The sequence below is a fragment of the Pseudomonas sp. FEMGT703P genome, assembly GCF_002786345.1.
In the GTDB taxonomy this organism is placed as follows: Bacteria; Pseudomonadota; Gammaproteobacteria; order Pseudomonadales; family Pseudomonadaceae; genus Aquipseudomonas; species Aquipseudomonas peli.
The window spans coordinates 146,633-172,142 of the sequence record NZ_PGCM01000005.1 but is presented as its reverse complement, the minus strand read 5'-3'; the positions used below and the strand labels follow the sequence as shown (position 1 = coordinate 172,142).

Genomic DNA, 25,510 nt, shown 5'->3' with positions numbered 1-25,510 from the left:
CCATGGCCATTGATAAAAAAACCATTCGGCTACTGATCCTCGAAGATTCGCAGAACGAGGCTGAACGCCTGGTCAGCCTGTTCCGCAACGCCGGACGGGCAACCCGCGTGCATCGTTTGACCTCCAGCGACGACCTCGCCGAGGCCCTGCAACAGAGCTGGGACTTGTTGATCTGTGCCCCAAGCAGTGAACAACTCCCCCCAGGTGAGGCGATCGGCGCGATCCGCCGCCAGGCAAAAGACATTCCGGTCATTCAACTGCTTGCTGATAATGACTCCGACAGCGTCACCGAAGCCTTGATGCTCGGCGCCCAGGACGCATTGCCGCAGGGTGAAGACGAACGCCTGATACTGGTTGCCAAGCGCGAGCTGGCCAACTTGGAAGAACGCCGGGCTCGCCGCGCCTCGGAAGTCGCCCTGCGCGAGGCGGAAAAACGTTGCCAGCTGCTACTCGACAGCTCCGTGGATGCCATCACTTACGTGCACGATGGCATGCATATTTATGCCAACCGCGCCTACCTGGAACTGTTCGCCTACGAAGATGCCGATGAGCTGGAAGGCATGCCGATGATCGATTTGATCGGCAGCAGCGACCAATCCAGCTTTAAGGACTTCCTGAAGAATTATCAAAGCGTCGAAGGCAATGCGGAGCTCCACTGCGCTGGGATCAAAGCCAATGGCCAGAGTTTCCCGGCACAGATGAGCTTCTCCCCGGCAACCTACGATGGCGAACCGTGCATTCAGGTGGTGATTCGCGCCGAGACGGGTAACGCCGAACTGGAAGAGAAACTCCGCGAGATCAGCACGCAGGACCTGGTCACGGGTTTGTTCAACCGCACCCATTTCCTTGAGCTGATGGACAGTGCAGCAGAGCGTGCAGTAAATGCGGGCCAGCCATCCTGCCTGGCCTACATCAGGGTCGACCGCTACGCCAGCCTGCTGGCCGACATCGGCCTGGCGGGCATCGACATCCTGCTCACCGACCTGGCTAATCTGCTGCGCGCGCACTTTGGTGCCGACGCACAACTCGCTCGCTTTGGTGATGATGTATTTACGGTGCTGCAGCCCGGCATCAACCCGGAAAGCACCCGCGAGCTTCTCAACGGCCTGCTGAAAAAAGTTGAAGGCCACTTGTTCGATGTCAGTGGTCGTACGGTTCAAAGCACCCTGTCGATTGGTGTGGCCGGGCTCAACGAGAAGACCGCCAAGGCTCAGGAAGTGGTCGACCGCGCTCACCGTTGCGCCGACGACTTGAGCGATGGCAACGCGATCAAACTGTTCAACCCAGCTGATGAGCTGGCCGCAGCGGCAAGCCGCGGCAATATCGTCGCCATGATTCAACAAGCGCTGGAGAAGAACAGCTTCCGCCTGCTGTTCCAGCCGATCATCAGTTTGCGCGGCGACAGCTTTGAGCACTATGAAGCGCTGCTGCGCTTGGTCGGCCCGCAGGGCGAAGAGATTCCGCCGACAGAACTGTTCAATGCCGCGAAAGACGCGGGGCTTGCTGAAAAGATTGATCGCTGGGTCATCCTTAACTCGATCAAACTGCTGGCGGACCACCGCAGCAAAGGCCACAACACCCGCCTGTTTGTGCACCTTTCAAGCGCCAGCTTGCAGGACCCAACCCTGCTGCCTTGGCTAAGCGTAGCCCTGAAAGCGGCGCGTTTGCCCTCAGACTCGCTGGTATTCCAGTTCAGCGAGCCGGATGCAATTGCTTACCTCAAGCAGGCCAAAGCCATCACCCAAGGCCTCAACGAGCTGCACTGCAAATCGGCGATTACCCAGTTCGGCTGCTCACTGAACCCGTTCAACACCCTCAAGCACCTGCACATCGACTTCGTAAAGGTCGACAGTTCCTTCTCTCAGGACCTGAGCAGTGCAGAAAACCAGGAAGCCCTGAAAACCCTGCTGGCCAGCCTGCACTCTCAGGCCAAGCTGACCATCGTGCCCTTTGTCGAGAGCGCCAGCGTGCTGGCTACGCTCTGGCAGGCCGGGGTCAACTATATCCAGGGGCATTACCTGCAGGGCCCAAGCCAGTCGATGGATTACGACTTCTCGGCCGGCGATGAGTAAGGCTGCGCACTGACGCACCTGACTGATGGCCATAAATAATCAGCACTAAAAAGCCGCCCTAGGGCGGCTTTTGTTTGCCGGTGTTTACTCCAGGCCGTCGCGGTCGCGAAAACCCAGCAAGTAGAGAATGCCATCCAGCCCCAGAGTCGAAATCGCCTGCTTGGCCGATTGTTTGACCAGCGGCTTAGCGCGGAACGCCACGCCCAACCCGGCAATGGCCAGCATCGGCAGGTCATTGGCGCCGTCGCCCACGGCAATGGTCTGTTCCAGACGCAAGCCTTCTTTGGCAGCTAGCTCGCGCAGCAAATCGGCTTTGCGCTGAGCATCGACAATTGGCTCGACTGCGACACCCGTGACCAAACCATCAACGATCTGCAGTTCGTTGGCGAACACATAGTCGATGCCCAGTTTCGCCTGCAGCTGCTTGGCAAAGTATGTGAAGCCACCAGAAAGAATCGCCGTCTTGTAACCCAGGCGACGAAGCTCGCTGAACAAGGTTTCTGCGCCTTCGGTAAGGCGCAACGAAGCGCCGATATCGGCCAACACGGTTTCCGGCAGGCCCTTGAGCAGCGCCAGACGCTCGCGGAAGCTCGCGGCAAAATCTAGCTCGCCGCGCATCGCGCGCTCGGTAATCTCAGACACTTGCTCACCGACGCCAGCAGCCTTGGCCAGCTCGTCGATCACTTCGGCCTCGATCAGTGTCGAATCCATGTCGAACACCGCCAGGCGGCGATTACGGCGGAACAGCGAATCGCGCTGGAAGGCGATATCGACATTCAACTCCTGCGCCACGCTAAGGAACTCGGCACGCAGAGCAGCCGGATCGGCCGGCTCGCCCCGCACGGAGAACTCGATGCAGCCCTTGCCCTGCTCAGCCGGCATATCTAACGGCATACGCCCGGACAGACGGTCTATATGGTCGATATTCAGGTCATACCGCGCGGTAATTGCGCTGACGCGCTGCAGCTGCTCGGCGGTGACCTTGCGCGTCAGCAGGGTGACGATATGCCGAGCCTTGCCCTGGCCACTGACCCACTGCTGATAATCAGCCTCGGATACCGGAGTAAAGCGCACCTGCTGATCGAGCTTGTAGGCTGTAAAGAGGATGTCCTTGAGCACCGAAGAGGCGCGCTCGTTATCCGGGATCTCGACCAGAATGCCGAACGACAGGGTGTCATGGATCACCGCCTGGCCAATATCGAGGATATTCACCCCGCCCTGGGCCAGCACGCCGGTGATGGCGGCAGTCAAACCGGGACGATCTTCGCCGGTGATATTGATCAGGACGATTTCGCGCAAGGCTCGGTCTCCAGTACAGCGTCAGGGGCAGCAGCTTGCTGAACAGGTCACAAGCCGTGGAAAAGGCGCACATTCTACCCATTTTCAGCGGCAAACAGCCACGCACGGCGCTTTGCCCACCGCAGGGGCGCCGCTATACTGCGCGCCAACTACAGTCGACATGAGCCGAGCTCTGTGAACCGGCCCACCCCCGTAAAACCCGATAATTTCTTCCTGCTGCTGTTCCAGGCCCTGCGCCAACGGCGCATTCCCCTGGCGCTGCGCATTGTCAGCCATAGCCTGTTACTGGTGGCCCTGGCCCTGGTGATCTACGGCTGGGTGATCGGCATGCAGTTCAAGCATGCCATGCAGCAACAGGCTGAAGCCTTGGGCACCAGCCTGATTACCCAGACCGCGGCCTCGGCCACCGAGTTGCTGGTGTCGAACGACATCCTCAGCCTCAACGTGCTGCTCAATAATCTGGTGAAAAACCCGCTGGTGGCCCATGCCGCGATCTACAGCGTGGACAACCGCATCCTCGCCGAAGCGGGTTCGCGCCCCAGTCAGAGCATGCTGGGAGAGACCGAAGGGCTGTACTCGACCCCCATCACCTTTCAGGAGGTGATCGCCGGGCAGCTGCGCATCAGCCTGGACATGCAGCAGTTCCAGCAACCGATGACTATCAGCCTGCAGAGCATGGGCATCCTCAGCCTGATTCTGCTGGCCCTGACCCTGTCCCTGAGCATGCGCCTGGGCCGACATATCTCCACGCCACTGCTGCAGCTGCGCGTCTGGCTGCGCGACCCGGACGATCCTGCCCCTGGCGCTGGCCGCCAGGATGAAATCGGCGATCTGGCGCGCCAGCTGCAAGCGCGCCTGGTACCGGAAAAGCCTGCACAGCCAGAAGCTGAAGAAGAGCCGTTCTACGACGACGAGCCGGCCGCCCAGCACGATGATGACTACCTGCCCGAGTCGTTCGATGATGAGCCGGACTTCGAAGTCCGCGACCTGCGCGATGATCGCTTCGATGCGCAAGGCGAGTTAACCGAACCGCTGCATCGCGATGACCAGCCCTACGCCGAGAGCGCAGTGGACGATCCGTTTTCCGAGCTACGCGATCAAACCGAGCGTGAAGCCGCGCCAGCTCCCGCGATTCGGCAGCCACTACCCAGCGCCGTACTGGCGATCCAGCTGGGCGCACAGGAACAGCTGCGCCGCTTGCCGCGCACCCGTTTGATGGAGCTGCTGCAGCGTTACCGTGATTGCCTGGACCAGGCGGCCAGCCTGTATCAGGGCGAACTGCACACCTTGAGCGACGGCAGTAGCCTGATGTTGTTCCATCAACTGGATATTGGTGAGGACTACCTGACCCACGCCATCTGCTGCGGCGAACTGATGCGCGCCCTCGGCCATGCCTTGCAGATCGAGGTTGCTGACAGCGGCATTACCCTGCAATTGCAGCTGGGCCTGACCCTGGGTGAAAACCTCAGCGACCTCAGCCAAGGCGATCTGCTGCTCAGTGAAACAGCACAAAATGCCTTGGCGCTGTCCCAGCACAGCCGCAACTTGCTGCTGGTTGAACGCAGCATTGCCGATGACGCCCTGGTCAGCCAGCGTGCGCGTATTCGCGCCATTGCCAGCCCGCAAGGTGCATGCTGCGTAGAGCGCTTGCTGGAACCCTACCCGTCGCTGCTTGAGCGCCAACTCGCACGCATGCACGAGAGTCACTGATCACTCAGCATAAAAAAGCCCGCCAAATAGCGGGCTTTTTTGTGGCGAATGACCTAGAAGCGGAACACTTCCCCTTCACTGCGAATCGGCTCAGCTACGGGAATACGCGGCACATCAGGTACCGTGGGCTTGGCCGGCGCCGGACGGCGAACCGGTGCGGGGGCGACTTGCGGGGCGGGCTTGCCATGGGTTTCCACTGCAGCGGCTAATTGCGCCACCAGTTGCTGCACCACCAGGCTTTGCGCACGCACCTGATCGACGATGCTGCCACTGTGGGCCTCCTCCAGGCGCACTAAACGCCCGTCGAGCAGCTTGCCGTCGGCACCGGCCAAACGCCACTGCGCCTCCAGTACAGCCGGGCGCTGCGGACCGGAATCCAAGCGGGTGATCGACACGCCCAGACGCACCTGCGGTACAAAGCCTGCAGTCGCCGGTGCCAGTACCAGGCGCTGGCTGTTCAAACGCGAGGCCAGCTGGCGCAGCAACTGCTGATCGATATCCGCCGCTAAACTGCCGGCCCAACGCGCATCTTCGGCGGCGGTTAAGCTGCCATCGGCCTGGCGTTGCAACAGGGCCTCGCGTTGCAGGTAATCGGCAACCGCCACCGGCCCGAGCAGCACAGCAATGCCTTGCTCGGCAGCAGGTACACGAATTTCGCCGCTGTCGAGTTGATACAACGGCGCTTGCTGATAACGCATACAACCCGTCAGGCCAAGCGCACCGGCCAATAGCAAAATTCCGGGGAAACGCAGTGCAGTCATCTCACTCATCCAACCGGCCAGTCTGCCGGCGTGCATACACATTAGGTGCAGGCGGCTCACTTACGTGACCCGCCTTACGGCCGCGTATCATCCTTGAAAGCCGCTCACGACTCCAGCACAGCACTGTGCCGATATGCGTCTGGCGCCGCCGCAGCCTACCCCTGGACTTCGACCAGTAGGCTGTCGACCCGCTGGAAGCCGCGCGGAAGCTTGTTGCCGCGCCGTCCGCGTTCGCCTTTGTAGTGTTCCAGATCATCGGCTTTCAGTGACAGCGTACGCTTACCGGCCTGCAACACCAGCGTCGCACCAGCCGGCAGCACGGCCAGATCGGTGAGGTATTCCTCACGCGAGGCAACCCGCTCACCCGGAATGCCGATGATCTTGTTGCCTTTGCCTTTACCCAGTTGCGGCAGATCGCGCACGGGGAACAGCAGCAGGCGACCTTCGGTGGTCACCGCGGCCAGCCAGTCTTCTTCGCGATTGGCCAACGGCTTCGGCGGCACCACCAGCGCGCCGGCAGGCAGGCTGAGCAAGGCTTTGCCGGCCTTGTTCTTGGCTTGCAGGTCTTCACCCTTGACCACAAAGCCGTAGCCGGCGTCGGAAGCGATCACATACAGCGCATTGTCATCGGGCAGCAGCACGCATTCGAAGGTCGCACCCGGCGGTGGCGTCAAGCGGCCAGTCAGCGGCTCGCCCTGGCCACGGGCAGATGGCAGCGAATGCGCGGCCAGCGAGTAGCTGCGCCCGGTGGAGTCGATAAACACTGCGTACTGGTTGGAGCGTCCTGGCGCGGACGTCTTGAAGCCATCGCCGGCCTTGTACGACAGGCCAGTGGCGTCGATATCGTGGCCCTTGGCGCAGCGCACCCAGCCCTTCTCGGAAATTACTACTGTGACCGGCTCGGTCGGCATCAGCTCGGTTTCGCTCAGCGCCTTGGCTTCGGCGCGGGCAACGATAGGTGAGCGACGGTCATCGCCGTATTTCTCGGCGTCGGCCAAAATTTCCTGGCGCACCAGCTTCTTCAGCTTGGTTTCACTACCCAGCAGGGCCAGCAGTTTGTCGCGCTCCTTGGCCAGCTCGTCCTGCTCGCCACGGATCTGCATTTCCTCAAGCCGCGCGAGCTGACGCAGGCGGGTCTCAAGTATGTACTCGGCCTGAATCTCGGTCAGGCCGAAGCGTTCCATCAACACCGGCTTGGGCGAATCCTCGGTGCGGATGATGCGAATCACTTCGTCGAGGTTGAGGAAGGCAATCAAGCGGCCTTCCAACAGGTGCAGGCGATGCTCAACCTTGTCCAGACGGAACTGCAGACGGCGGCGTACGGTACCGACGCGGTACTGCAACCACTCGGTGAGCAGGGTACGCAGGTCCTTGACCGACGGTTTGCCGTCCAGGCCAATCACGTTGGTGTTGACCCGGTAGCTGGACTCCAGCTCGGTGGTGGCGAACAGGTGCTGCATCAGCTCGTCGGCATCCACGCGGTTGGAGCGCGGGATAATGACGATACGGCAAGGGTGCTCGTGGTCCGATTCGTCGCGCAGATCGGCGACCATCGGCAGCTTCTTCGCCTGCATCTGCGCGGCGATCTGCTCCAGCACCTTGGCCCCGGAGACCTGATGCGGCAGCGACGTGACCACCACATCGCCGTCCTCGACGCGGTACACGGCGCGCATACGCACCGAGCCTTTGCCGGTTTCGTAGATCTTCAGCAGGTCGCTGCGCGGGGTGATGATTTCCGCTTCGGTCGGATAATCCGGGCCAAGGATGTGTTCACAGAGCTGCTCGACCGTGGCATTCGGCTCGTCCAGCAAACGAATACAGGCCGTCGCGACCTCACGCAGGTTATGCGGCGGCACGTCGGTGGCCATGCCCACGGCGATACCGGTGGTGCCGTTGAGCAGAATATTCGGCAGGCGCGCCGGTAGGGTCGCTGGCTCGTTCATGGTGCCGTCGAAGTTCGGCACCCAGTCCACGGTGCCCTGGCCCAGCTCGGTCAGCAGCACTTCCGAGTAACGCGACAGGCGCGCCTCGGTGTAACGCATGGCGGCGAATGACTTGGGATCATCTGGCGCACCCCAGTTGCCCTGGCCGTCGACCAGGGTGTAGCGGTAGCTGAACGGCTGCGCCATCAGCACCATGGCTTCGTAACAGGCGCTGTCGCCGTGCGGGTGGAACTTGCCGAGCACGTCACCGACAGTACGCGCCGACTTCTTGTGCTTGGAGTCGGCATCCAGGCCCAGCTCGCTCATGGCGTAGACAATACGCCGCTGCACGGGCTTGAGGCCGTCACCGATATGCGGCAGTGCGCGATCCATGATCACGTACATGGAGTAATTGAGGTAAGCCTGCTCGGTAAAATCGGCAAGGGAACGGCGTTCAACGCCGTCCAGGCTCAAATCGAGGGATTCGCTCATGCGTGCCTCATTGCAAGGTGGATTGGCGCAGCATCAAGGTGCCGCCGCGCTGGGTAAATTCGAGTTGTTTCAGGGCACTCATGCCCAGCAATACGTCATCGCCGCCCATGCCGGGGGCGATCAAAGCCTCTACGTCGGTCAGCACGATATCGCCCAGCTGCAAGCGTTCCAGCCGCGTGCGATGGGCCGTAGCGCGGCCATTGGCGGTGCTGATGGTGATCGCCGCGCCCGCCTGCAAACCCAGGCGCTGCGCCACCTCGGTCGGCACCGCGACCTGCGTCGCACCGGTATCGAGCAGGAAGGTCACCTCCTCGCCATTGATCTTGCCACCGGCCATGTAGTGGCCCTGGCGGCTGCTGGCCAGGTGCACTTCGACATAGCCGCTGCCATGCAGCGACTCAGGCGCGCGATTGGGGTTGCGCTGAGCGTCCTCCCAGTCACCAAAAAACTTGGTCGCCAGCAACAGCGCTGCGCCCCAGGCCAGCACCAGCATCACGCGCCCGGCACGCTTGCCCGCAGGCTGCTCGCTCACAGCTTGCTGCCCCAGCCGCCTTTAGGTGCGGCAAAGCGCCAGATAATCGGCCGCGACTCACCGTCGGCACGGCTGAAGCTGCCGTTATCGACACCGATCCAGGCACCGTCCTGATCCACCCACAGCGCTTCCGCCAGGCCGTAGGACGGCGCATAGAGGCGTTCTGGAGTCAGCGCCTCGGCGGCAAACGACCAGCACTTCTCGACCTGACCAGTGCTCAGGTCGCGCCGACAGATACGGTGCGCCTGACGCTCAAGGGTGAAGAGCTTTTCGTTATGGAAGGCCAGACCCGAGAAATCCCGAGGCTGCGGCTTGCCGCCCAGCTGCTCGGGCCCCGTTTCCGTGCCCGCCTCGCTGAATAACACGCAGCCACCGGTGCAACGCCAGATCGCGCGCTGTTTGTGCGCCACCAATAAACCGCGACGCATACGCTCAGCCGCCAGGTACAGGCGCTCACCAGCAGGGTCAACGGCAATGCCTTCAAACAGCGAGTTGTAATGCAGCGCCATGCCACTGGCGCGCGCCTGGCGCAGCAGGCCCTGAGGCAGCTTCAACCAGTTGGGTTCGCCGACCACAGGCAACTGCAGCACAGCCGCCTTGGCCTCACTGACCAGGTAACGGTTACCGGCGGCGTCACAGCTCAGCCCTTCGAAATCCAGCTCACCACCGCGTACCAGGCCGGCGACCCAGCTGCGCATGCGCAGCCCCCAGGGCAAGCGCACATCCGGCGCAGGCGGCGCAACAAAGGTCTCGGCCGTGGCCTGCCACTGCGACTCATCCGATTCCAAACGATACAGCTGCTGATCATCCCGATCGGAAACCGCCCACAGCGCGTTGTCGCACCAGGCCAGCCCAGACAGGTTGCCGCCACTGACGCCACTGACCGCTTGCTCATTGAGCAGTTTCAGCTCCTCCAATGCCGCCGCACTCGCCAGCAAGGGTGAGCAGAGCAGCAGGCAGACAGCCAACAGCCGCTGCATCAGAGCAGCACCTCGGCCAGGTTGCCCTTGGACTCCAACCAGGATTTACGGTCGCCGGCGCGCTTCTTCGCCAGCAGCATGTCCATCATTTCCTGGGTGCCGGGGTAATCGTCCAGGGTCAGTTGCACCAGACGCCGGGTGTTGGGGTCCATGGTGGTTTCGCGCAGCTGCGGCGGGTTCATCTCACCCAGGCCTTTAAAGCGGGTGACCTGCGGCTTGCCACGACGCTTCTCGGCCACCAGGCGGTCGAGAATGCCGTCACGCTCGGCCTCATCCAGGGCGTAGAAAATCTCCTTGCCCAGGTCGATGCGGTACAGCGGCGGCATGGCGACATAGACGTGACCCGCATCCACCAGCGGGCGGAAGTGCTGGACGAACAGCGCGCAGAGCAAAGTCGCGATATGCAGACCGTCGGAGTCGGCGTCGGCGAGGATGCAGATCTTGCCGTAGCGCAGCTGGCTGAGGTCGCTTGAGCCCGGATCGAGCCCTACGGCCACGGCGATGTTGTGCACTTCCTGGCTGGCCAGCACTTCGCTGCCATCGACTTCCCAGGTATTCAGAATCTTCCCGCGCAGCGGCAGGATCGCCTGGAACTCTTTGTCGCGCGCCTGCTTGGCCGAACCACCGGCGGAATCACCTTCCACCAGAAAAAGCTCGGAGCGCATCGGGTCCTGGCCGGCGCAATCAGCCAGCTTGCCAGGCAGCGCCGGGCCTTGGGTGATGCGCTTGCGTTCAACCTTCTTGCCGGCCTTGAGGCGGCGATTGGCGTTGCTGATCGCCAGTTCGGCGAGCTGCTGGCCGAGTTCCGGATGGCCGTTAAGCCACAGGCTAAAGGCGTCTTTCACCACACCGGAAACGAAGGCAGCCGCCTCACGGGAAGACAGGCGTTCCTTGGTCTGCCCGGAGAACTGCGCGTCCTGCATCTTCATCGAGAGGACGAAGGCGATGCGCTCCCAGATATCTTCCGGGGCCAGCTTGACCCCGCGCGGCAGCAGGCTGCGGAACTCGCAGAACTCGCGCATGGCATCCAGCAGGCCTTGGCGCAGGCCGTTGACGTGTGTACCGCCCTGAGCAGTGGGAATCAGGTTGACGTAGCTTTCCTGCACCGCGTCGCCGCCTTCCGGCAACCACAGCAGCGCCCAATCTACGGCTTCTTTATTGCCCGCCAAGCTACCGCAAAACGGTTCATTGGGTAGCCGTTCAAATTCGCTAACCGCATCCACCAGATAGGAGCGCAGGCCATCTTCATACATCCACTCGACTTTCTCGCCGCTGGCTTTGTCCTCGAAGCTGACCGCGAGCCCCGGGCACAACACCGCCTTGGCTTTCAGTACGTGCTTGAGACGGCTGACCGAGAATTTAAAGGAATCGAAATACTTGGCATCCGGCCAGAAATGCACGCTGGTGCCAGTGTTGCGCTTGCCCACCGTGCCGACCACGGCCAGGTCGCTGGCCTTGTAGCCGTCGGCGAAACTCATCTGGTATTCGTTACCGTCGCGCTTGACCGTAACGATCACGCGGGTCGACAGCGCGTTGACCACCGAGATGCCCACGCCATGCAGGCCGCCTGAGAACTGGTAGTTCTTGTTGCTGAATTTGCCGCCAGCATGCAGTTTGGTGAGGATCAGCTCGACCCCTGGCACGCCCTCTTCCGGGTGAATGTCCACTGGCATGCCGCGACCGTCGTCGAGCACTTCCAGGGAGTTGTCCTCATGCAGGATCACCTGAATCGATTTGGCATGCCCGGCGAGTGCTTCGTCGACGCTGTTGTCGATGACTTCCTGGGCCAAGTGGTTGGGCCGGCTGGTATCGGTGTACATGCCCGGGCGTTTGCGCACCGGGTCGAGGCCGGAAAGGACTTCGATGGCATCGGCGTTGTAAGAGCTAGAACCTTGCTGGGCCATGGGGTCTCTTGTTCGTCAATTGAGAGCGGAAAAGTCGATATCCTGCCACAGATGGCGAGGAATACCGGCGAAAGCGAAAAGCATCGGCAGGCGCTCGGCAAAACCCTGAAAACCGTGATCGCCACCGGCCTGGATACGCAGCGCGCAGGCGCGGTAATAGTTCTGGGCATCGCGGTAATCGAGGGTTTCGTCGGCGGTCTGCAGCCACACCTGATAACGCGCCGGATCCTGCAGCGCCAGCACATCCAGTTCGGCCAGGGCTGTTACGTGATCGGTCGTCAGCTCCCAGGTCTCGTCGCTGTAATAATTTTTTTGCGGGCCCAGGTAGCCATCGAAACGCATATGCGGGCGTACGGCGGGATTGATCAACAGCGCCGGCAACCCATGGCGCTCGGCCAAGTGGGTCGCATAGTAGCCGCCCAGCGAGCTGCCAACCAGCACGGGCCGACCAAGCTCGGCAATCAGCGCTTCGAGCTGGGCAATTGCCTGACGTGGATGGTGATGCAGGGCTGGCACACGCAGTTGCGCGGCCAGGCCAAGCTGCGTCATAGAGCGCTGCAACTGGCTGGCCTTGAGCGATGCCGGCGAGCTGTTAAGCCCGTGAATATAGAGAATGGATGTGGTCATGGGGCGGGAGGCTAACCGGTTGCGGCGACCGGCTGCAACCGGTTAGCCGAGCGGCTCAATAGCCCTTGATGGTGTAATCGATTTCGAACTTGATCCCGGTAACCCGCGACACCCCGGTTTCCAGGCGGCCGTCATCGAACAGGCGCAGCCAGCGATAGCCCGGCGCGGTTTTATCCACCTGAAACTCCTCGCTACCTGGGGCGAACTGCACGCAGGTCGAGGGCGATGCCAGCAGTCGGATCGGGCCGCGCTGCTGATCGAGCTCCTGGTGGATATGCCCCCAGAGCACTGCACGCACCTGGCTGAAACGCTCCAGCACGGCAAACAGGGCATCCGGGTTGCGCAAACCGATGGGCTCCATCCATTTACAGCCGATGGACACCGGGTGGTGGTGCAGGCAGATCAGGTGATGACGATCCGGCGCTTCGCTGAGTGCGCGTTCCAGCAAAGCCAACTGCTGATCACTGAGGTAACCAGGTACGGCACCTGGGATCGAGGAGTCGAGCAGGGTCACGCGCCAGTTGCCCAGGTCGATCACCGGTTCCAGCAGATCACTGCCGACGCAGGCGGCCTGCATAGCGGGCACTTCATCATGGTTACCGGGGAACCAGCGCGCGGGCGCGGGGATGGCGGCGGTCATCTCGCGAAAACGCTGGTAGGACTCAGCGCTGCCGTCCTGCGAGAGGTCGCCACTGGCCAGGACCAGGTCAATCTGCGGCTGTTCCTGCAGCACACGCTCGATCACCCGCTGCAAGCTGTCCTGGGTATCCATGCCCAATAGCTTGCCTGCCCCGTCGGCAAACAGGTGGCTATCGGAGAGCTGCACCAGCAGTACCGAGCGATCAACAGCAGTGGTTTGAATCGGCGCGCCCGGCAAGACCTTCTCCTTGAGCGGAATGCATGAATTATGCTGGCTAGTCCTGCGGGCGGTAAACCCGCGAAAGGGGAATAGATCACAGAACGTCCGCTGTAAATCCAACACCCACCCTTAGGCTAGCGCGTATCGGAATAATGCGCCTGCGACTGATTATCGGCTGAGCGTGGAAAAACCTAACGCACGGGTGCCAGCTCGTGACCGCAGGCCAGGCAATGGCTCAGCCACTCACCGAGAAACAGGTTGAGCTGAGTCTTCTCATCCGGTTGGTGCATGGCTGCATTGGGATAGGGATAGATACCGTGGAAGCGTCGGGCACTTTGCGTACCTACCACCTCGGCCATGCGTGCATCGTGGTAGACCCGCACTTCCAGTCGCGGCACCGGCAGCCAGGACAGGCTGTGTTCCTGACGCACCTCGATGGTTGAGGTGTACGGGCAGGTTTCCAGTACCTCCAGGGCCAACACGCCGAGCAGGTGCTCGCCTTGGCTGAGGGCCACACGGCGAACGTGCTGACGCCCGCGCGCATCGTTGCGCATGTCCGGCAGCAACTGCAGCAGGCGCACATAGTTGAGTTCGCAAGCAGTCTGCAGCTCGACCAGGTCGACCCGATAGCGCTCGCGCAGCAGGTTCATGACCACAGCCCTCGCACTTCCGCGCGGTTCAGCGCCAGCCATTGCAGGGCGATGATGCTGGCGGCGTTGTCGATGCGACCGTCTTTCAGCGCATCCAAGGCATCCTCCAACGGCCAGACGTGCACGCGAATGTCTTCGCCCTCTTCCGCCAGACCATGTACGCCGCCCGCGCCTTCACTGTCGCAACGGCCGACGAACAAATGCACACGCTCATCCGAACCGCCGGGTGACGGGTAGTACTGGGTAATCGGCCACAGCGAACTAAGCGGCAGATTGGCTTCCTCCAGCGCTTCGCGGCGTGCCACTTCCTCGGGCTGTTCATCCTTGTCGATCAAGCCGGCGACCAGTTCCAGCAGCCAGGGATTGGCACTTTTATCCAGCGCCCCCACGCGAAATTGCTCAATCAACACCACACAATCACGCTGCGGGTCATAGGGCAGCACACACACGGCATCGTGGCGCACGAACAATTCACGACTCAGCTCCGGACCCATATCACCGGCAAACTGGCGATGGCGCAAACGCAGCCGATCGAGCTTGTAGAAGCCGCTAAAGCAGGCCTCACGCTCCAGCACTTGCACATCCTCTTGAGCATTCATTGCGGACTCCAACACTCCGTACAACGGTTCGCAGCGGCTGACCTGAACGGTCAGCGTGTTCGCCACAGCTTACACGTTGACCACTGAGCACTGACAAGCTGTCACCACGACCGTTCGGCTAACAGGCTTGGTTTTATACCCTGAGCATGACGACCGCCCACTGCATCAACGGATCGCCGCCCCGCGCTTACGGCTCAGCTGCCCCAGCAGTAACTGTAGCCCCGCGGCCAGCAAGAACGCTGGCAGGGTGGCACCTATTTGCGGCCAATAATGACTGAGCAGGTGATAGACCACCGCACCACAGCCCCACGCCAGCAAGGTATCAACGCGCAAGTTGCAAACGGGGGCCAGCTCGGCACGCCGACGGCGCAGGATAAAGTGGTCAACCAATACCACGCCAAACAGCGGCGCAAAAACTGAACCGATCAGCAGCAGGAAATTCTGATACTCGGCCAGCGGTGCCAGCCAGGCGATCAGGGTGCACAGCACGCCAATCGCCAGGGCCAACTGCCCAACCCGAAGCGGCAAGGCAATGCCGGCCGACACCGCCGCCGAGTGGATGTCCGCGAAAGCGTTTTCCGATTCATCCAGCAAAATCAGCAGCAGCGGAATACCCAGACCGGCACCCGCCAGCGCCAACAGCAGCGCATTGGCCTCAGCCCCAGTAGCAAAGGCCAAGGTGTAAGCCACGCCCAGGCTCATCAGCCAGACATTGCCGAGGAAGAACCCCAGCGCGGTACCGCCAAATACCCGCGCAGCGCTGCGGCCGAAGCGCGAGTAGTCGGCAATCAGCGGCAACCACGACAGCGGCATGGCGATGGCGATGTCAAAACCCAGGGCAAATGGCATCGAACCGTCCCCGGCACGTGCCCAGAGGCTTGCCAGATCCGCCTTGTCGAGCAGGTTCCAGGTGAGCCACACGCAGGCACCCAGCAGCAGCCAGATGCCCCATTTACGCAACACTTTGCGCACGAAGGTCAGCGGCCCGGCGACCGCCAACAGGGTCGCCAGCGCGCCAAAGAACAGTGTCCAGATCAGCGGGTTACTCCACGCGGAGCCAGCACCGAATGCACGCTCGGCCAGCACGCCCGCGGCGTCACGCATCACAATGATCTCGAAGGCGCCCCAGCCAATCAATTGCAGCACATTCAGCAAGGCCGGCAGCAAGGCGCCTTTGCTGCCCAGGCTAAGCTTCAGGGCGGCCATACTCGAACGACCGGTATCGCTACCGATCACCGCCACCGCCCCGAGCAACAGCACCCCCACGGCCGTGCCGCAGGCAATTGCCAACAGTGCGCCACTCATGCCCAGCCCGGGCGCCAGTAGAGCCCCCAGCTGCAAGACCATCAGGCCAATGCCGAGGGAAAACCACAGGGAGAACATGTCCCGCGCACCCAGCACGCGCTGGTCGCTGGCCACACTCTGGTGTGGGGAATAGGTGTGGGTTGTGCTCACGGTAATAGCCACCTCAGAAAATTAAAAACCACCCAGGGCACGCATGCCGTGGGTGGTGTTCGATCAAGCCGAATCGAGGCCTTAGACCTTGTGGTACAGCTCACTGCCTTGGGATTTGAACTCGGCCGCCTTGGCCTGCATGCCCAGCTCGGCCTCATCCAGTTCCAGCGCGGCGATACGCTGCTCTTCTGCGTAGACCCGCACCTCCTGGGTGATCTTCATTGAGCAGAACTTCGGCCCGCACATCGAACAGAAATGCGCGACCTTGGCCGAGTCCTTGGGCAGTGTTTCATCGTGGTACGAGCGCGCGGTGTCGGGGTCGAGACCGAGGTTGAACTGGTCTTCCCAGCGGAATTCGAAGCGCGCCTTGGACAGTGCGTTGTCGCGAATCTGCGCGCCCGGATGGCCTTTGGCCAAGTCCGCAGCATGGGCGGCAATCTTGTAGGTGATGATGCCGGTCTTCACGTCATCCTTGTTCGGCAGGCCCAGGTGTTCCTTGGGCGTGACGTAGCAAAGCATGGCGCAACCGAACCAGCCGATCATTGCCGCACCGATGCCGCTGGTGATGTGGTCGTAACCTGGCGCGATGTCGGTGGTCAGCGGGCCGAGGGTGTAGAACGGCGCTTCGTCACAGCATTCGAGCTGCTTGTCCATATTCTCTTTGATCAGCTGCATCGGCACGTGGCCAGGGCCTTCGATCATGGTCTGTACGTCGTGCTTCCAGGCGATCTTGGTCAACTCGCCGAGGGTTTCCAGCTCACCGAACTGCGCTTCATCGTTGGCGTCGGCAATCGAGCCAGGACGCAGGCCATCACCCAGCGAGAAGCTGACATCGTAGGCCTTCATGATTTCGCAGATGTCTTCGAAGTGGGTGTAGAGGAAGTTCTCTTTATGGTGCGCCAGGCACCACTTGGCCATGATCGAACCACCGCGCGAAACGATGCCAGTAACGCGCTTGGCGGTCATCGGCACATAACGCAGCAACACGCCGGCGTGGATGGTGAAGTAGTCCACGCCCTGCTCGGCCTGCTCGATCAGCGTGTCGCGGAACAATTCCCAGGTCAGCTCTTCGGCTGCGCCGCCGACTTTTTCTAGGGCCTGATAGATCGGCACGGTGCCGATCGGTACGGGCGAGTTGCGGATAATCCACTCGCGGGTTTCGTGAATGTGCTTGCCGGTGGACAGGTCCATGACCGTGTCCGAACCCCAGCGAATGCCCCAGGTCAGCTTGGCCACTTCTTCTTCAATACTTGAGCCCAGCGCCGAGTTGCCGATGTTGCCGTTGATCTTCACCAGGAAGTTGCGGCCGATGATCATCGGTTCCAATTCGGTGTGGTTGATGTTCGCCGGGATGATCGCGCGACCGCGAGCGATCTCGTCACGCACGAATTCAGGGGTGATGATTTTCGGCACGCTGGCGCCGAAGCTGTGGCCAGGGTGCTGCTGAGTAAGCAAGCCCGCTTCGCGCGCCACTTCCAGCTTCATATTCTCGCGGATGGCGACGTATTCCATCTCGGCGGTGATGATGCCTTTGCGCGCGTAATGCATCTGGCTGACGTTGGCGCCGGCCTTGGCGCGGCGCGGGTTGTTGACGTGAGCGAAACGCAGCTTGGTTAGCTCGGCATCAGCCAGGCGCTGCTGGCCGAAGTTGGAGCTCAGGCCAGGCAGGCGTTCGGTGTCGCCGCGCGCCTCAATCCACGGCGAACGCACATCGCCCAGGCCTTTGCGCACGTCGATGATGACCTTGGGGTCGGTGTACGGGCCGGAGGTGTCATACACCATCACCGGTGCATTGATCTCGCCGCCGAAGTCAGTGGGTGTCACGTCCAGGCTGATCTCGCGCATAGGCACCAATATGTCCGGGCGCGAGCCCTGCACATAGACCTTCTGCGAACGCGGAAACGGTTGGATCGACTGCTGGTCGACCTGGGCGGATTCACTCAGGATCGGATTGAGGTTTTTTTCTTGTGTGCTCATCGGCGGCTCTCCAGGGCTATATGTCGGAGCGAACCTGGACGGATGAGCGGCGTTGAGGCGCACCTGAGGCGGTGCCAGAGGCTCGACAGGGGAATGGCGAGCGCATCTTGTTCCCTACGCAGGCCTTAACCTGATCAGGTTCAACGGGATCCGGCAGCTGCCAATCTCAGCCCCTCAATTGGGGCACCCCGACAAGAACGCGGCCAGTCTAATCAACCCCAGCTAATAAAACCAACCCAGGAGTCAAATATTCATGACCCGCGCGTCGGGTCGTGACGAGGACCCATTCACCGACGGATTGTTGCACCCAGGCAACATAGCTTGTTGCAAACTACACTACAGCCGCCATAACTGCCCTTGACCCTACTAGGCACGGCCCCTTAGCCTTGTCGATTACCGCCAAATTCAGGATTTCCCTAATGTTGCGCAGACTCTCTCTGGCTATCGCCGTGGCCGCCGCGTCCAACGCAATGGCCTGGGCTGAACAAGCCCCGCTGTCCACCAAAACTGACCTGGTCACGGTCTACCAGGAAGCCGCCGCCAACAACGCCGATCTGGCTGCTGCACGCGCCGATTACGAGGCCCGCAGCGAAGTGGTGCCCCAGGCCCGCGCCGGCCTGCTGCCTAATTTGTCTGCTGGTGCCAACCTGAGCGACACCCGCACCCAGGTCGATTCGCCGAGCACCACCAGCTCGCGTAGCGGCACCGTGTACCAAGCCAACCTGAGCCAGCCGCTGTTCCGTGCGGATCGCTGGTTCCAGTTGCAAGCGGCCAAAGCCAGCAACGAACAAGCGGTGCTGGAGCTGTCGGCCACCGAACAGAACCTGATTCTGCAGAGTGCTGAAGCCTACTTCGCGGTACTGCGTGCGCAGGACAACCTGGCATCGACCAAAGCCGAAGAGGCTGCCTTCAAGCGCCAGCTGGACCAAGCCAACGAGCGCTTTGATGTCGGTCTGTCGGACAAGACCGACGTGCTGGAAGCCCAGGCCGGTTTCGACACCGCCCGCGCCAACCGCATCATCGCCCTGCGTCAGGTGGAAGATGCCTTCCAGGCCCTGACCACCCTGACCAATCGCGATTTCAGCGCGCTGGAAGGCATCGAGCACAGCCTGCCAATCCTCGCGCCGACGCCCAATGATGCAAAAGCCTGGGTCGACACCGCTGCCGCACAGAACCTCAACCTGCAAGCCAGTAACTACGCCGTTGACGCAGCAGAAGAGACCCTGCGCCAGCGCAAGTCGGGCCATGCGCCGACCCTGGATGCCGTGGCCAGCTACCAGAAGGGCGATAACGACAGCCTCGGTTTCAGCAACAACGCCGCCAGCGTTAACCGGTTCAGCGGCGATGTTGAGCAGCGCTCGATTGGCCTGCAACTGAACATCCCGCTCTACAGCGGCGGTCTGACCAGTTCCCAGGTGCGCGAGTCCTACCAGCGCCTGAACCAAACTGAACAGCTGCGTGAAAGCCTGCGTCGCCAGGTGGTGCAGAACACCCGCAACCTGCACCGCGCGGTGAACACCGACGTGGAAACCGTGCAGGCGCGCAAGCAGTCGATCATCTCTAACCAGAGCGCCCTGGAAGCCACTGAAATCGGCTACCAGGTCGGCACGCGCAACATCGTCGACGTGCTCGACGCTCAGCGCGAGCTGTACAGCTCGGTGCGTAACTACAACAACGCGCGCTATGACTACATCCTTAACAACCTGCGCCTGAAACAGGCGGCCGGCACCCTCAGCCCAGACGACCTGAACGCTCTGGAGCAGTACCTGAAATCCGATTACAACCCGGACGAAGACTTCCTGCCGCCGGACCTGGCCAAGGCCGCCGAAGCCCAGCTGCGTGGCAACTCGCAGTACTGAGTGCTCCGCAACCAAAAAGCCCGCTGAATTCAGCGGGCTTTTTTATGGCGTAAGCCTTTACGGGACCAAGTGAGTACTCAATCGCTATGGCGACTCGACCTTCAGCAGCCGCGCCAAACCCGTCAACAGCCGTGCTAGGGCACCTTGGTTACCCCGCATAACGGCCTGCCCAGCCGTCCGCATGGCCTCTGCGGTCGCTGGTTCGCGCCATAGCTGTGCAACCCGCTGCGCCAAACCGTCCGCATCCGCCACCTCGCTCAACGCACCGGCAGTGCGCAGCTGCGCGGCAATCTCCAGAAAGTTGAACAGGTGTGGGCCGCTCAGCACCGGCTTGCCCAGCGCAGCCGGCTCCAGCAGGTTATGCCCGCCATTGGCCACCAGGCTGCCGCCGACAAAGGCGATATCGGCCAAGGCATAGAGAAACAGCAGCTCGCCCATGGTGTCGCCGAGCAGCACCTGATCGCTCGCCAGCAGCGCTTCGCCAGTGGAGCGGCGCCGCGTGTTAAAGCCTTGCCGCTGGCACAACTCGAACACCGCATTGAAACGCTCGGGATGGCGCGGCACTAAAATCAGCAGGGCATCGGGATTCTGTGTGAGCTGCTCACGGTGGGCGGCGAGAACGATCTCGTCTTCACCGGCATGGGTGCTCGCGGCGATCCACACCGGGCGTTGCGTGGCCTGCCATTGCTCACGCAAGACCGCAGCGCAGGTAAGCAACTCTGGGTCAATCGTCAGATCAAACTTGATCGAGCCGGTGACCTCGACGCACTCAGCGCGCGCCCCCAGGCTGCGAAAGCGTTCGGCTTCCAGCGCTGTCTGCACTGCCAGCAGATTCAGCTCGGCAAGCATCGGTGCGGTGAGGTTGGCAAAACGCGCATAACCACGGGCCGAACGCTCGGACAGCCGTCCGTTGGCCAGCGCAACGGGAATACCGCGTTTGGCGCACTGGTGAATATGGTTGGGCCACAGCTCGGTTTCCATAATCACTGCCAACCGTGGCTGCACCTGATCGAGAAAACGCGCTGCCGCCCAGGGCAGGTCATACGGCAGGTAGCAATGCTGCACACGACCCGCGTATTCCGCACCGCCAAACATCGCCTGAATACGCTCCGAACCGGTCGGTGTCATGCAGGTGATGGTGATCGGTAGCTGTGGGTAGCGCGCCAGCAGCTCACGCACCAGCGGCGCGGCGGCGATGCTCTCGCCCACCGATACGGCATGCAGCCAGATACCGCCCGGCTTGAGCGGCGGCAAACCAAAAGCAAAGCGCTCGCCGATGCGTTTGGCATAGGCCGGCGCCTGCCAGGCACGCCACGCCAGACGCCCGGCCACCAGCGGCAGACCAAGATGAAACAACAGGGTGTAGAGGCTTCTATTCATGGCGCGCAGCTTATGCACTTTGGCCACTATCGTCGAGCCAGGCGCGGGCTCGGCTCACGCCGTGACCTGCAGATGCCGAGCAAAGCACTCGGCCAACCACAAGGCCGCTGGGCCCAATGCCTGATCGCGGCGACAGACGAGTTCGACCACCAACGGTGGCGGCGTCCAGTCGCTGCTCAGTTCCACCAGTTGGCTCTGATAAGTCGGGTACTGCACCACATGGCGCGGCAGCCAGGCCCAGCCCAGGTTACGCATCAGCAGTTCGGCCATGGTGTAGAAACTGTCGGTGCGCCACACCGACGGGCTGATTTGCTCACCGCCCGGATAGTGACTGTCTTGCGGGGTCATCAGCAGTTGCCGGTGGCGGGCCAGCTCACGCCGATCAACATGCCCCATGCCCGCCAGTGCGTGCCCGGCACCGCACACGGTGACCATTTCGATGGTACCCAGCCGCTGACGTTCCAGCGCATCGGGCATGTGTTCGTGGTGGAACAACAAGCCGAGGTCGGCGCGGTTCTCCAGCAGCTTGCGCGCCACATCCCCTTGCGCACCGCTGGCCAACTGCACCTCCAGCAGCGGAAAGTGCTGCGCCAGCGCCTCAAGACTGTCGAGCACCGGCTGATAAGGCATCGCCTCATCCTGCGCCAGACGCAAACACACCTCCTCACCGCGCACCAGGCCCAGCGCGCGCCCTTCCAAACGCTGGCACTGGCGCAATACCTCGCGCGCCTCTTCCAGCAGAGCCACGCCGGCATCGGTCAGGCGTGGTTGGCGGCCGCTGCTGCGCTCGAAAAGACGCACGCCGAGGTCGGCCTCCAGCAACGCAATGGCATTGCTCACCGCCGATTGTGCGCGCTGCATTTGCCGGCCCACAGCGGAGAACGACTGGCCATCCGCAACGCTGACAAACAGGCGAATCTGCTCCAGGTTCCACTGCATAACCCATCTCCATAGCGGATAGGTAATCACTTTATCCCATCCGCCAGGTCACTAGAATGGCCGCCAGATCACTATGGAGGCCACATCATGGGCGGCTATCTCTACCTCGCTATTGCCATCACCGCAGAAGTCATCGCCACCACCTCGATGAAGGCCCTGGATGGTTTCAACAAACCCCTGCCCCTGCTGCTGGTCGTGGTCGGCTACGCCATCTCGTTCTGGATGCTCAGCCTGGTGGTGAAAACCATCCCGGTCGGCGTCGCCTATGCGGTGTGGGCGGGCATGGGCATTGTGCTGGTGAGCATCGCCGCCGTGTTTCTTTACCAACAACGGCTGGACCTGCCGGCCATGCTCGGCATGGGCCTGATCCTCGCCGGCGTGGTGGTGATTCAGCTGTTCTCGCAAAGCGTCGGCCACTGAGCGCCTGAGTCGCACAGCGGGTTCGCGCGGCCGGGTTATACTGCGCGCCTGTTTTCCCGGTGAGACACCTGCATGTCCCAGGCATTGAGCACTGATGTTTTGATCGTGGGCGGCGGCATTGCCGGCCTTTGGCTGAATGCGCGCCTGCGCCGCCAGGGCTTCGCCACCCTGCTGGTGGAGAACGCCCGCCTCGGTGGCGGCCAGAGTGTGAAATCCCAGGGCATCATTCACGGTGGTGCCAAATACGCCCTGCATGGCGCGCTGACCGGCGCCTCCGAAGCCATCGCCGATATGCCGCGGCGCTGGCGCGAAGCCCTGGCAGGTAGTGGCGAGCTGGACCTGACCGGCGTGCGCCTGCTCTCCGATGCCCACTACCTGTGGTCCCCCGGCAGCCTGGCCGGCAATATCACCAGTTTCTTTGCCAGCAAAGCCGTGCGCGGCCGAGTCGATCAGGTCAAGGGCGAGCACCTGCCACCGGCGCTGCAACACCCCAAATTCAAGGGCAAGGTCTATCGCCTGGCCGAACTGGTGCTGGATGTGCCAAGCCTGATCAGTCGCCTGAGTGAACTGGCTGGCGATGGCTTGCTGGCCGCCGAGCGCATTGAACCGCTGCGGGAAAACGGCGAGCTAGTCGGCCTGATCATCGATGGTCGTGAGATTCGCGCACAGCGCATCATCCTAAGCGCCGGCCGCGGCAATGCCGAGCTGCTCAGTGCCCTCGACCTCAGCCAACCCACACAGCAACTGCGCCCGCTGCATATGGCTCTGGTCAAAGGCCCGACACTCAAACCGCTGTACGCCCACTGCCTGGGCGGCGGGCCGAAGCCGCGCGTGACCATCACCACCCACCCGGCGGACGATGGCCAGTGGGTCTGGTACTTGGGTGGCGACCTGGCCGAAGCCGATGGTGTGGCCCGCGACGAAGCGGCGCAAATCCAGGCGGCGAAAAAAGAGCTGAGCGAGCTACTGCCCTGGGTCGATCTGTCCGCCGCGCAATGGGCCACGCTGCGAGTGGATCGCGCCGAGCCGGCGCAGTCCGGCCTGGTACGCCCGGACAACGCCTTTCTCCACGAGCAAGGCAAACTGCTGGTGGGCTGGCCAACTAAGCTGGCGTTAGCCCCGGACTTTGCTGACCGCGTGCTGGCGGCGCTGAGCCGTGACGGCATTCAGCCGACCACACATGCGCCACTGCCCGCGCTGCCGCGCCCGAGCGTCGCCCCACCCGCCTGGGAGGAACTGTTCTGATGCATCCACTGCACAGCCTGCACAACCTGCATCGCCCATTGGGCGCGACCGAGCTGCTGGTTTCGCCGCTGGGCCTGGGCACAGTCAAGCTGGGCCGTGATCAGGGGGTGAAATACCCCAACGGTTTCACCATCCCCGATGACGCCGCAGCCCGCGAACTCCTGGCCCAGGCCCATGATCTGGGCATCAACCTGATCGACACCGCGCCGGCCTACGGCACCAGCGAAACCCGCCTCGGCCCGTTGTTGCGCGGCCAGCGCCAGCAGTGGGTGATTGTCAGCAAGGTCGGCGAAGAGTTCGACAACGGCCAATCGCACTTCGACTTCAGCCCGGCGCACACGCGCTTCTCGGTGGAGCGCAGCCTGAAGCGCCTGGAAACCGACTTTATCGACCTGGTGCTGGTGCATTCCGACGGCAACGATGTGGCCATTCTGCGCGACAGTGGCGTGTACGAAACCCTGGCTGAGCTTAAGCGCGAGGGCAAGATTCGCGGCTTCGGCCTCTCTGGCAAAACCGTTGCAGGCGGCCTGCTGGCCCTTGAGCAGGGTGACTGCGCGATGGTCACCTACAACCTTAATGAGCAAAGCGAGCAGGCCGTACTCGACTATGCCGAATTGCACGGCAAAGGCATTCTGATCAAAAAAGCCCTGGCCAGCGGGCACGCCTGCCTGGCGCCGGGCATCGATCCAGTGCGCGCCAGTTTCGAGCTGATCTTCGGTCACCCGGGCGCCTGCAGCGCGATTATCGGCACCATCAACCCGCAGCACCTGGCGCATAACGTCGCCACCGCTGCCGCTGTAATTCAGGATATTGCCTGACGGGTCTCACCCGGCGATCTGTGCCAAGCTCTCAGGCCATGCCTACGCCCATGCCCGCGAGGAGTTGCAATGCCGCGCACCCTGATCCGCAAAGACCCCAGCAGCTTCAAGACCCTGCAACTGTTTGTCGAAGCCACCCCGGAAGGCCTGAGTTACCAGGGCCTGGGCATGCCGCTGAACTTCAGCCAGATGCTGGAAAAGCGCAAACCGGTGGTAGTGGCCGACAGCCAACGCTTTGCCGTGGAGCTGGCCAACCTGGGCGTTTCGGTGCGCCTGACCCTCAGCTGGCAGGGCCGCGAATTCTGGGTATTGGTGCGCCAGCGCCGCGCGGATCGTGGCGATGTGGTGCTCAAGCTGATCTCCGGCTACGTGCCGGCCCATGAACTCAATCTGCCGCTGCTCACCGCGATTCAGGAAGTGGCCGAAGAATGCCTGCTGGAGACGCCGGAAGGCTGGCTAAGCGGGCGCTTTGGCGACACCTGGCTGCCCACGCCCTACCAGAGCAGCTTGCGTTACCGGGAAACCGCTCACTTCAGTCTTAGCCCGCTGTCCGGCGCCGCGCGCCCGGTGCAATGCGGCAACCTCAAGCTGCTCGAACGCCCGCGCGCCTATGTGCACCTGCCGACCGCCTCGCTGCAGCTGGTCTACGACCTGCGTCTGGATTTGCCCAAGGAAACACGTCAACTCAGTCTGCTGCATGTCGACGAACACCTGGAAGACGGTCAACTGATCGCCCGCCTCAACCGCGCACGCCCCGACTTGTTTCTGATTCCGCTGGACCAGGGCCGGCCGACCGCCGAGCTGCTGACCCTAAAACAGGGCCAGCTCTCACCTGCTAGCACCCGCGGTCTGTGGCTGGCAGAAAGCTTTGCGCCTCAGGACGGCTGGCTGGTACGCGATGAGCGCATTCGCTGGAAAGATTGGCTGGTGCAGACACAAAAAAGCCCCACCTAAGCAGGGCAAAAAGGGATTTCAGGTAAGTGGGCTGGATTCACCCAGCCCGCGTGAAC

At 62.2% G+C, this 25,510-nt stretch carries 21 protein-coding genes and 1 riboswitch; of the genes, 7 read left to right on the top strand and 14 right to left on the bottom strand.

All coding sequences use genetic code 11. From position 1 onward, the window contains the following. Window positions 1–2: 2 nt before the first annotated feature. Window positions 3–2,072: an EAL domain-containing response regulator gene (locus CUR33_RS04645; protein ID WP_160085671.1), complete on the top strand. Its 2,070-nt coding sequence runs from the start codon at window positions 3–5 to the stop codon at window positions 2,070–2,072. Between the two features lie 84 nt (window positions 2,073–2,156). On the opposite strand, the gene serB is transcribed toward CUR33_RS04645, so the two are convergent. After that, the gene (gene serB / locus CUR33_RS04640; protein ID WP_160013015.1) at window positions 2,157–3,371 is read right to left on the bottom strand and encodes a phosphoserine phosphatase SerB; all 1,215 of its coding nucleotides are present in this window, start codon (window positions 3,369–3,371) and stop codon (window positions 2,157–2,159) included. Between the two features lie 174 nt (window positions 3,372–3,545). Between serB and CUR33_RS04635 the strand changes: the two genes are divergently transcribed. Beyond that, window positions 3,546–5,081, top strand: coding sequence for an AhpA/YtjB family protein (locus CUR33_RS04635; RefSeq protein WP_167143027.1), 1,536 nt, complete (start codon window positions 3,546–3,548; stop codon window positions 5,079–5,081). Between the two features lie 53 nt (window positions 5,082–5,134). On the opposite strand, the gene CUR33_RS04630 is transcribed toward CUR33_RS04635, so the two are convergent. The 11 genes from CUR33_RS04630 to thiC all read right to left on the bottom strand — a co-directional run bounded on the left by CUR33_RS04630 (window position 5,135) and on the right by thiC (window position 17,839). Continuing rightward, a complete protein-coding gene (locus CUR33_RS04630; protein WP_167143030.1) occupies window positions 5,135–5,842 on the bottom strand; it encodes a PqiC family protein in 708 nt (235 codons plus the stop codon). Between the two features lie 155 nt (window positions 5,843–5,997). Then, window positions 5,998–8,256, bottom strand: coding sequence for a DNA topoisomerase IV subunit A (gene parC / locus CUR33_RS04625; RefSeq protein WP_167143034.1), 2,259 nt, complete (start codon window positions 8,254–8,256; stop codon window positions 5,998–6,000). 7 nt (window positions 8,257–8,263) lie between these two features. Then, window positions 8,264–8,788: a retropepsin-like aspartic protease family protein gene (locus CUR33_RS04620; RefSeq protein WP_167143038.1), complete on the bottom strand. Its 525-nt coding sequence runs from the start codon at window positions 8,786–8,788 to the stop codon at window positions 8,264–8,266. Then, the gene (locus tag CUR33_RS04615; protein ID WP_167143041.1) at window positions 8,785–9,768 is read right to left on the bottom strand and encodes an esterase-like activity of phytase family protein; all 984 of its coding nucleotides are present in this window, start codon (window positions 9,766–9,768) and stop codon (window positions 8,785–8,787) included. The genes CUR33_RS04620 and CUR33_RS04615 overlap by 4 nt, the downstream gene beginning before the upstream one ends. After that, the gene (gene parE / locus CUR33_RS04610; protein WP_160085676.1) at window positions 9,768–11,672 is read right to left on the bottom strand and encodes a DNA topoisomerase IV subunit B; all 1,905 of its coding nucleotides are present in this window, start codon (window positions 11,670–11,672) and stop codon (window positions 9,768–9,770) included. Before parE ends, CUR33_RS04615 begins: the two co-directional genes overlap by 1 nt. 15 nt (window positions 11,673–11,687) lie before the next feature. After that, the gene (locus CUR33_RS04605; RefSeq protein ID WP_167143044.1) at window positions 11,688–12,299 is read right to left on the bottom strand and encodes a YqiA/YcfP family alpha/beta fold hydrolase; all 612 of its coding nucleotides are present in this window, start codon (window positions 12,297–12,299) and stop codon (window positions 11,688–11,690) included. Window positions 12,300–12,354: 55 nt separating this feature from the next. After that, complete coding sequence (cpdA, locus tag CUR33_RS04600; RefSeq protein WP_289238841.1) at window positions 12,355–13,176, bottom strand: 3',5'-cyclic-AMP phosphodiesterase; 822 nt, start codon at window positions 13,174–13,176, stop codon at window positions 12,355–12,357. Window positions 13,177–13,349: 173 nt separating this feature from the next. After that, window positions 13,350–13,814 (bottom strand): DUF1249 domain-containing protein, encoded by a 465-nt coding sequence (locus tag CUR33_RS04595; RefSeq protein WP_090249747.1) that lies wholly within the window; start codon window positions 13,812–13,814, stop codon window positions 13,350–13,352. Then, window positions 13,805–14,407 carry an NUDIX domain-containing protein gene (locus CUR33_RS04590; RefSeq protein WP_289238840.1) on the bottom strand — a complete coding sequence of 201 codons (603 nt, stop codon included), beginning with the start codon at window positions 14,405–14,407 and terminating at the stop codon, window positions 13,805–13,807. Before CUR33_RS04590 ends, CUR33_RS04595 begins: the two co-directional genes overlap by 10 nt. A gap of 165 nt (window positions 14,408–14,572) precedes the next feature. Then, window positions 14,573–15,862, bottom strand: a complete 1,290-nt coding sequence (gene cytX / locus CUR33_RS04585; protein WP_448703112.1) for a putative hydroxymethylpyrimidine transporter CytX — start codon at window positions 15,860–15,862, stop codon at window positions 14,573–14,575. A gap of 81 nt (window positions 15,863–15,943) precedes the next feature. Continuing rightward, entirely contained in the window at window positions 15,944–17,839 is a 1,896-nt protein-coding gene (thiC, locus tag CUR33_RS04580; RefSeq protein WP_090249753.1) for a phosphomethylpyrimidine synthase ThiC, read from the bottom strand. Between the two features lie 94 nt (window positions 17,840–17,933). Further along, window positions 17,934–18,040: riboswitch (TPP riboswitch) on the bottom strand. A 218-nt stretch (window positions 18,041–18,258) separates the two neighbouring features. Between thiC and CUR33_RS04575 the strand changes: the two genes are divergently transcribed. Further along, the gene (locus CUR33_RS04575; protein ID WP_160085681.1) at window positions 18,259–19,698 is read left to right on the top strand and encodes a TolC family outer membrane protein; all 1,440 of its coding nucleotides are present in this window, start codon (window positions 18,259–18,261) and stop codon (window positions 19,696–19,698) included. 84 nt (window positions 19,699–19,782) lie between these two features. Here CUR33_RS04575 and waaA read toward each other — a convergent pair whose 3' ends face one another. Together waaA and CUR33_RS04565 are read right to left on the bottom strand one after the other, a co-directional pair. Beyond that, window positions 19,783–21,078, bottom strand: coding sequence for a lipid IV(A) 3-deoxy-D-manno-octulosonic acid transferase (waaA, locus tag CUR33_RS04570; RefSeq protein ID WP_289238839.1), 1,296 nt, complete (start codon window positions 21,076–21,078; stop codon window positions 19,783–19,785). A 54-nt stretch (window positions 21,079–21,132) separates the two neighbouring features. Further along, on the bottom strand, window positions 21,133–22,017 hold the full coding sequence (locus CUR33_RS04565) for a LysR family transcriptional regulator (protein ID WP_167143060.1): 885 nt from the start codon (window positions 22,015–22,017) through the stop codon (window positions 21,133–21,135). Between the two features lie 87 nt (window positions 22,018–22,104). Here CUR33_RS04565 and CUR33_RS04560 point away from each other — a divergent pair, with 87 nt between their 5' ends. From CUR33_RS04560 to CUR33_RS04545, 4 genes are all read left to right on the top strand, one after another. Beyond that, window positions 22,105–22,437 carry a DMT family transporter gene (locus CUR33_RS04560; protein WP_289238838.1) on the top strand — a complete coding sequence of 111 codons (333 nt, stop codon included), beginning with the start codon at window positions 22,105–22,107 and terminating at the stop codon, window positions 22,435–22,437. Between the two features lie 72 nt (window positions 22,438–22,509). Continuing rightward, window positions 22,510–23,682 (top strand): NAD(P)/FAD-dependent oxidoreductase, encoded by a 1,173-nt coding sequence (locus tag CUR33_RS04555; protein WP_289238837.1) that lies wholly within the window; start codon window positions 22,510–22,512, stop codon window positions 23,680–23,682. Next, a complete protein-coding gene (locus tag CUR33_RS04550) occupies window positions 23,682–24,500 on the top strand; it encodes an aldo/keto reductase (RefSeq protein WP_289238836.1) in 819 nt (272 codons plus the stop codon). Before CUR33_RS04555 ends, CUR33_RS04550 begins: the two co-directional genes overlap by 1 nt. A 69-nt stretch (window positions 24,501–24,569) precedes the next feature. Beyond that, window positions 24,570–25,454 (top strand): metal ABC transporter ATPase, encoded by an 885-nt coding sequence (locus CUR33_RS04545; RefSeq protein WP_289238835.1) that lies wholly within the window; start codon window positions 24,570–24,572, stop codon window positions 25,452–25,454. Window positions 25,455–25,510 lie beyond the last annotated feature (56 nt).

Excerpts from the sequence above, each read along its gene's own strand:
- CUR33_RS04645 (WP_160085671.1), top strand. The coding sequence starts at position 3 with ATGGCCATTGATAAAAAAACCATTCGGCTACTGATCCTCGAAGATTCG.
- CUR33_RS04630 (WP_167143030.1), bottom strand. The coding sequence starts at position 5,842 with ATGACTGCACTGCGTTTCCCCGGAATTTTGCTATTGGCCGGTGCGCTT.
- parC (WP_167143034.1), bottom strand. The coding sequence starts at position 8,256 with ATGAGCGAATCCCTCGATTTGAGCCTGGACGGCGTTGAACGCCGTTCC.
- CUR33_RS04615 (WP_167143041.1), bottom strand. The coding sequence starts at position 9,768 with ATGCAGCGGCTGTTGGCTGTCTGCCTGCTGCTCTGCTCACCCTTGCTG.
- parE (WP_160085676.1), bottom strand. The coding sequence starts at position 11,672 with ATGGCCCAGCAAGGTTCTAGCTCTTACAACGCCGATGCCATCGAAGTC.
- CUR33_RS04605 (WP_167143044.1), bottom strand. The coding sequence starts at position 12,299 with ATGACCACATCCATTCTCTATATTCACGGGCTTAACAGCTCGCCGGCA.
- CUR33_RS04590 (WP_289238840.1), bottom strand. The coding sequence starts at position 14,407 with ATGAATGCTCAAGAGGATGTGCAAGTGCTGGAGCGTGAGGCCTGCTTT.
- thiC (WP_090249753.1), bottom strand. The coding sequence starts at position 17,839 with ATGAGCACACAAGAAAAAAACCTCAATCCGATCCTGAGTGAATCCGCC.
- CUR33_RS04575 (WP_160085681.1), top strand. The coding sequence starts at position 18,259 with ATGTTGCGCAGACTCTCTCTGGCTATCGCCGTGGCCGCCGCGTCCAAC.
- waaA (WP_289238839.1), bottom strand. The coding sequence starts at position 21,078 with ATGAATAGAAGCCTCTACACCCTGTTGTTTCATCTTGGTCTGCCGCTG.
- CUR33_RS04565 (WP_167143060.1), bottom strand. The coding sequence starts at position 22,017 with ATGCAGTGGAACCTGGAGCAGATTCGCCTGTTTGTCAGCGTTGCGGAT.
- CUR33_RS04560 (WP_289238838.1), top strand. The coding sequence starts at position 22,105 with ATGGGCGGCTATCTCTACCTCGCTATTGCCATCACCGCAGAAGTCATC.
- CUR33_RS04555 (WP_289238837.1), top strand. The coding sequence starts at position 22,510 with ATGTCCCAGGCATTGAGCACTGATGTTTTGATCGTGGGCGGCGGCATT.
- CUR33_RS04550 (WP_289238836.1), top strand. The coding sequence starts at position 23,682 with ATGCATCCACTGCACAGCCTGCACAACCTGCATCGCCCATTGGGCGCG.
- CUR33_RS04545 (WP_289238835.1), top strand. The coding sequence starts at position 24,570 with ATGCCGCGCACCCTGATCCGCAAAGACCCCAGCAGCTTCAAGACCCTG.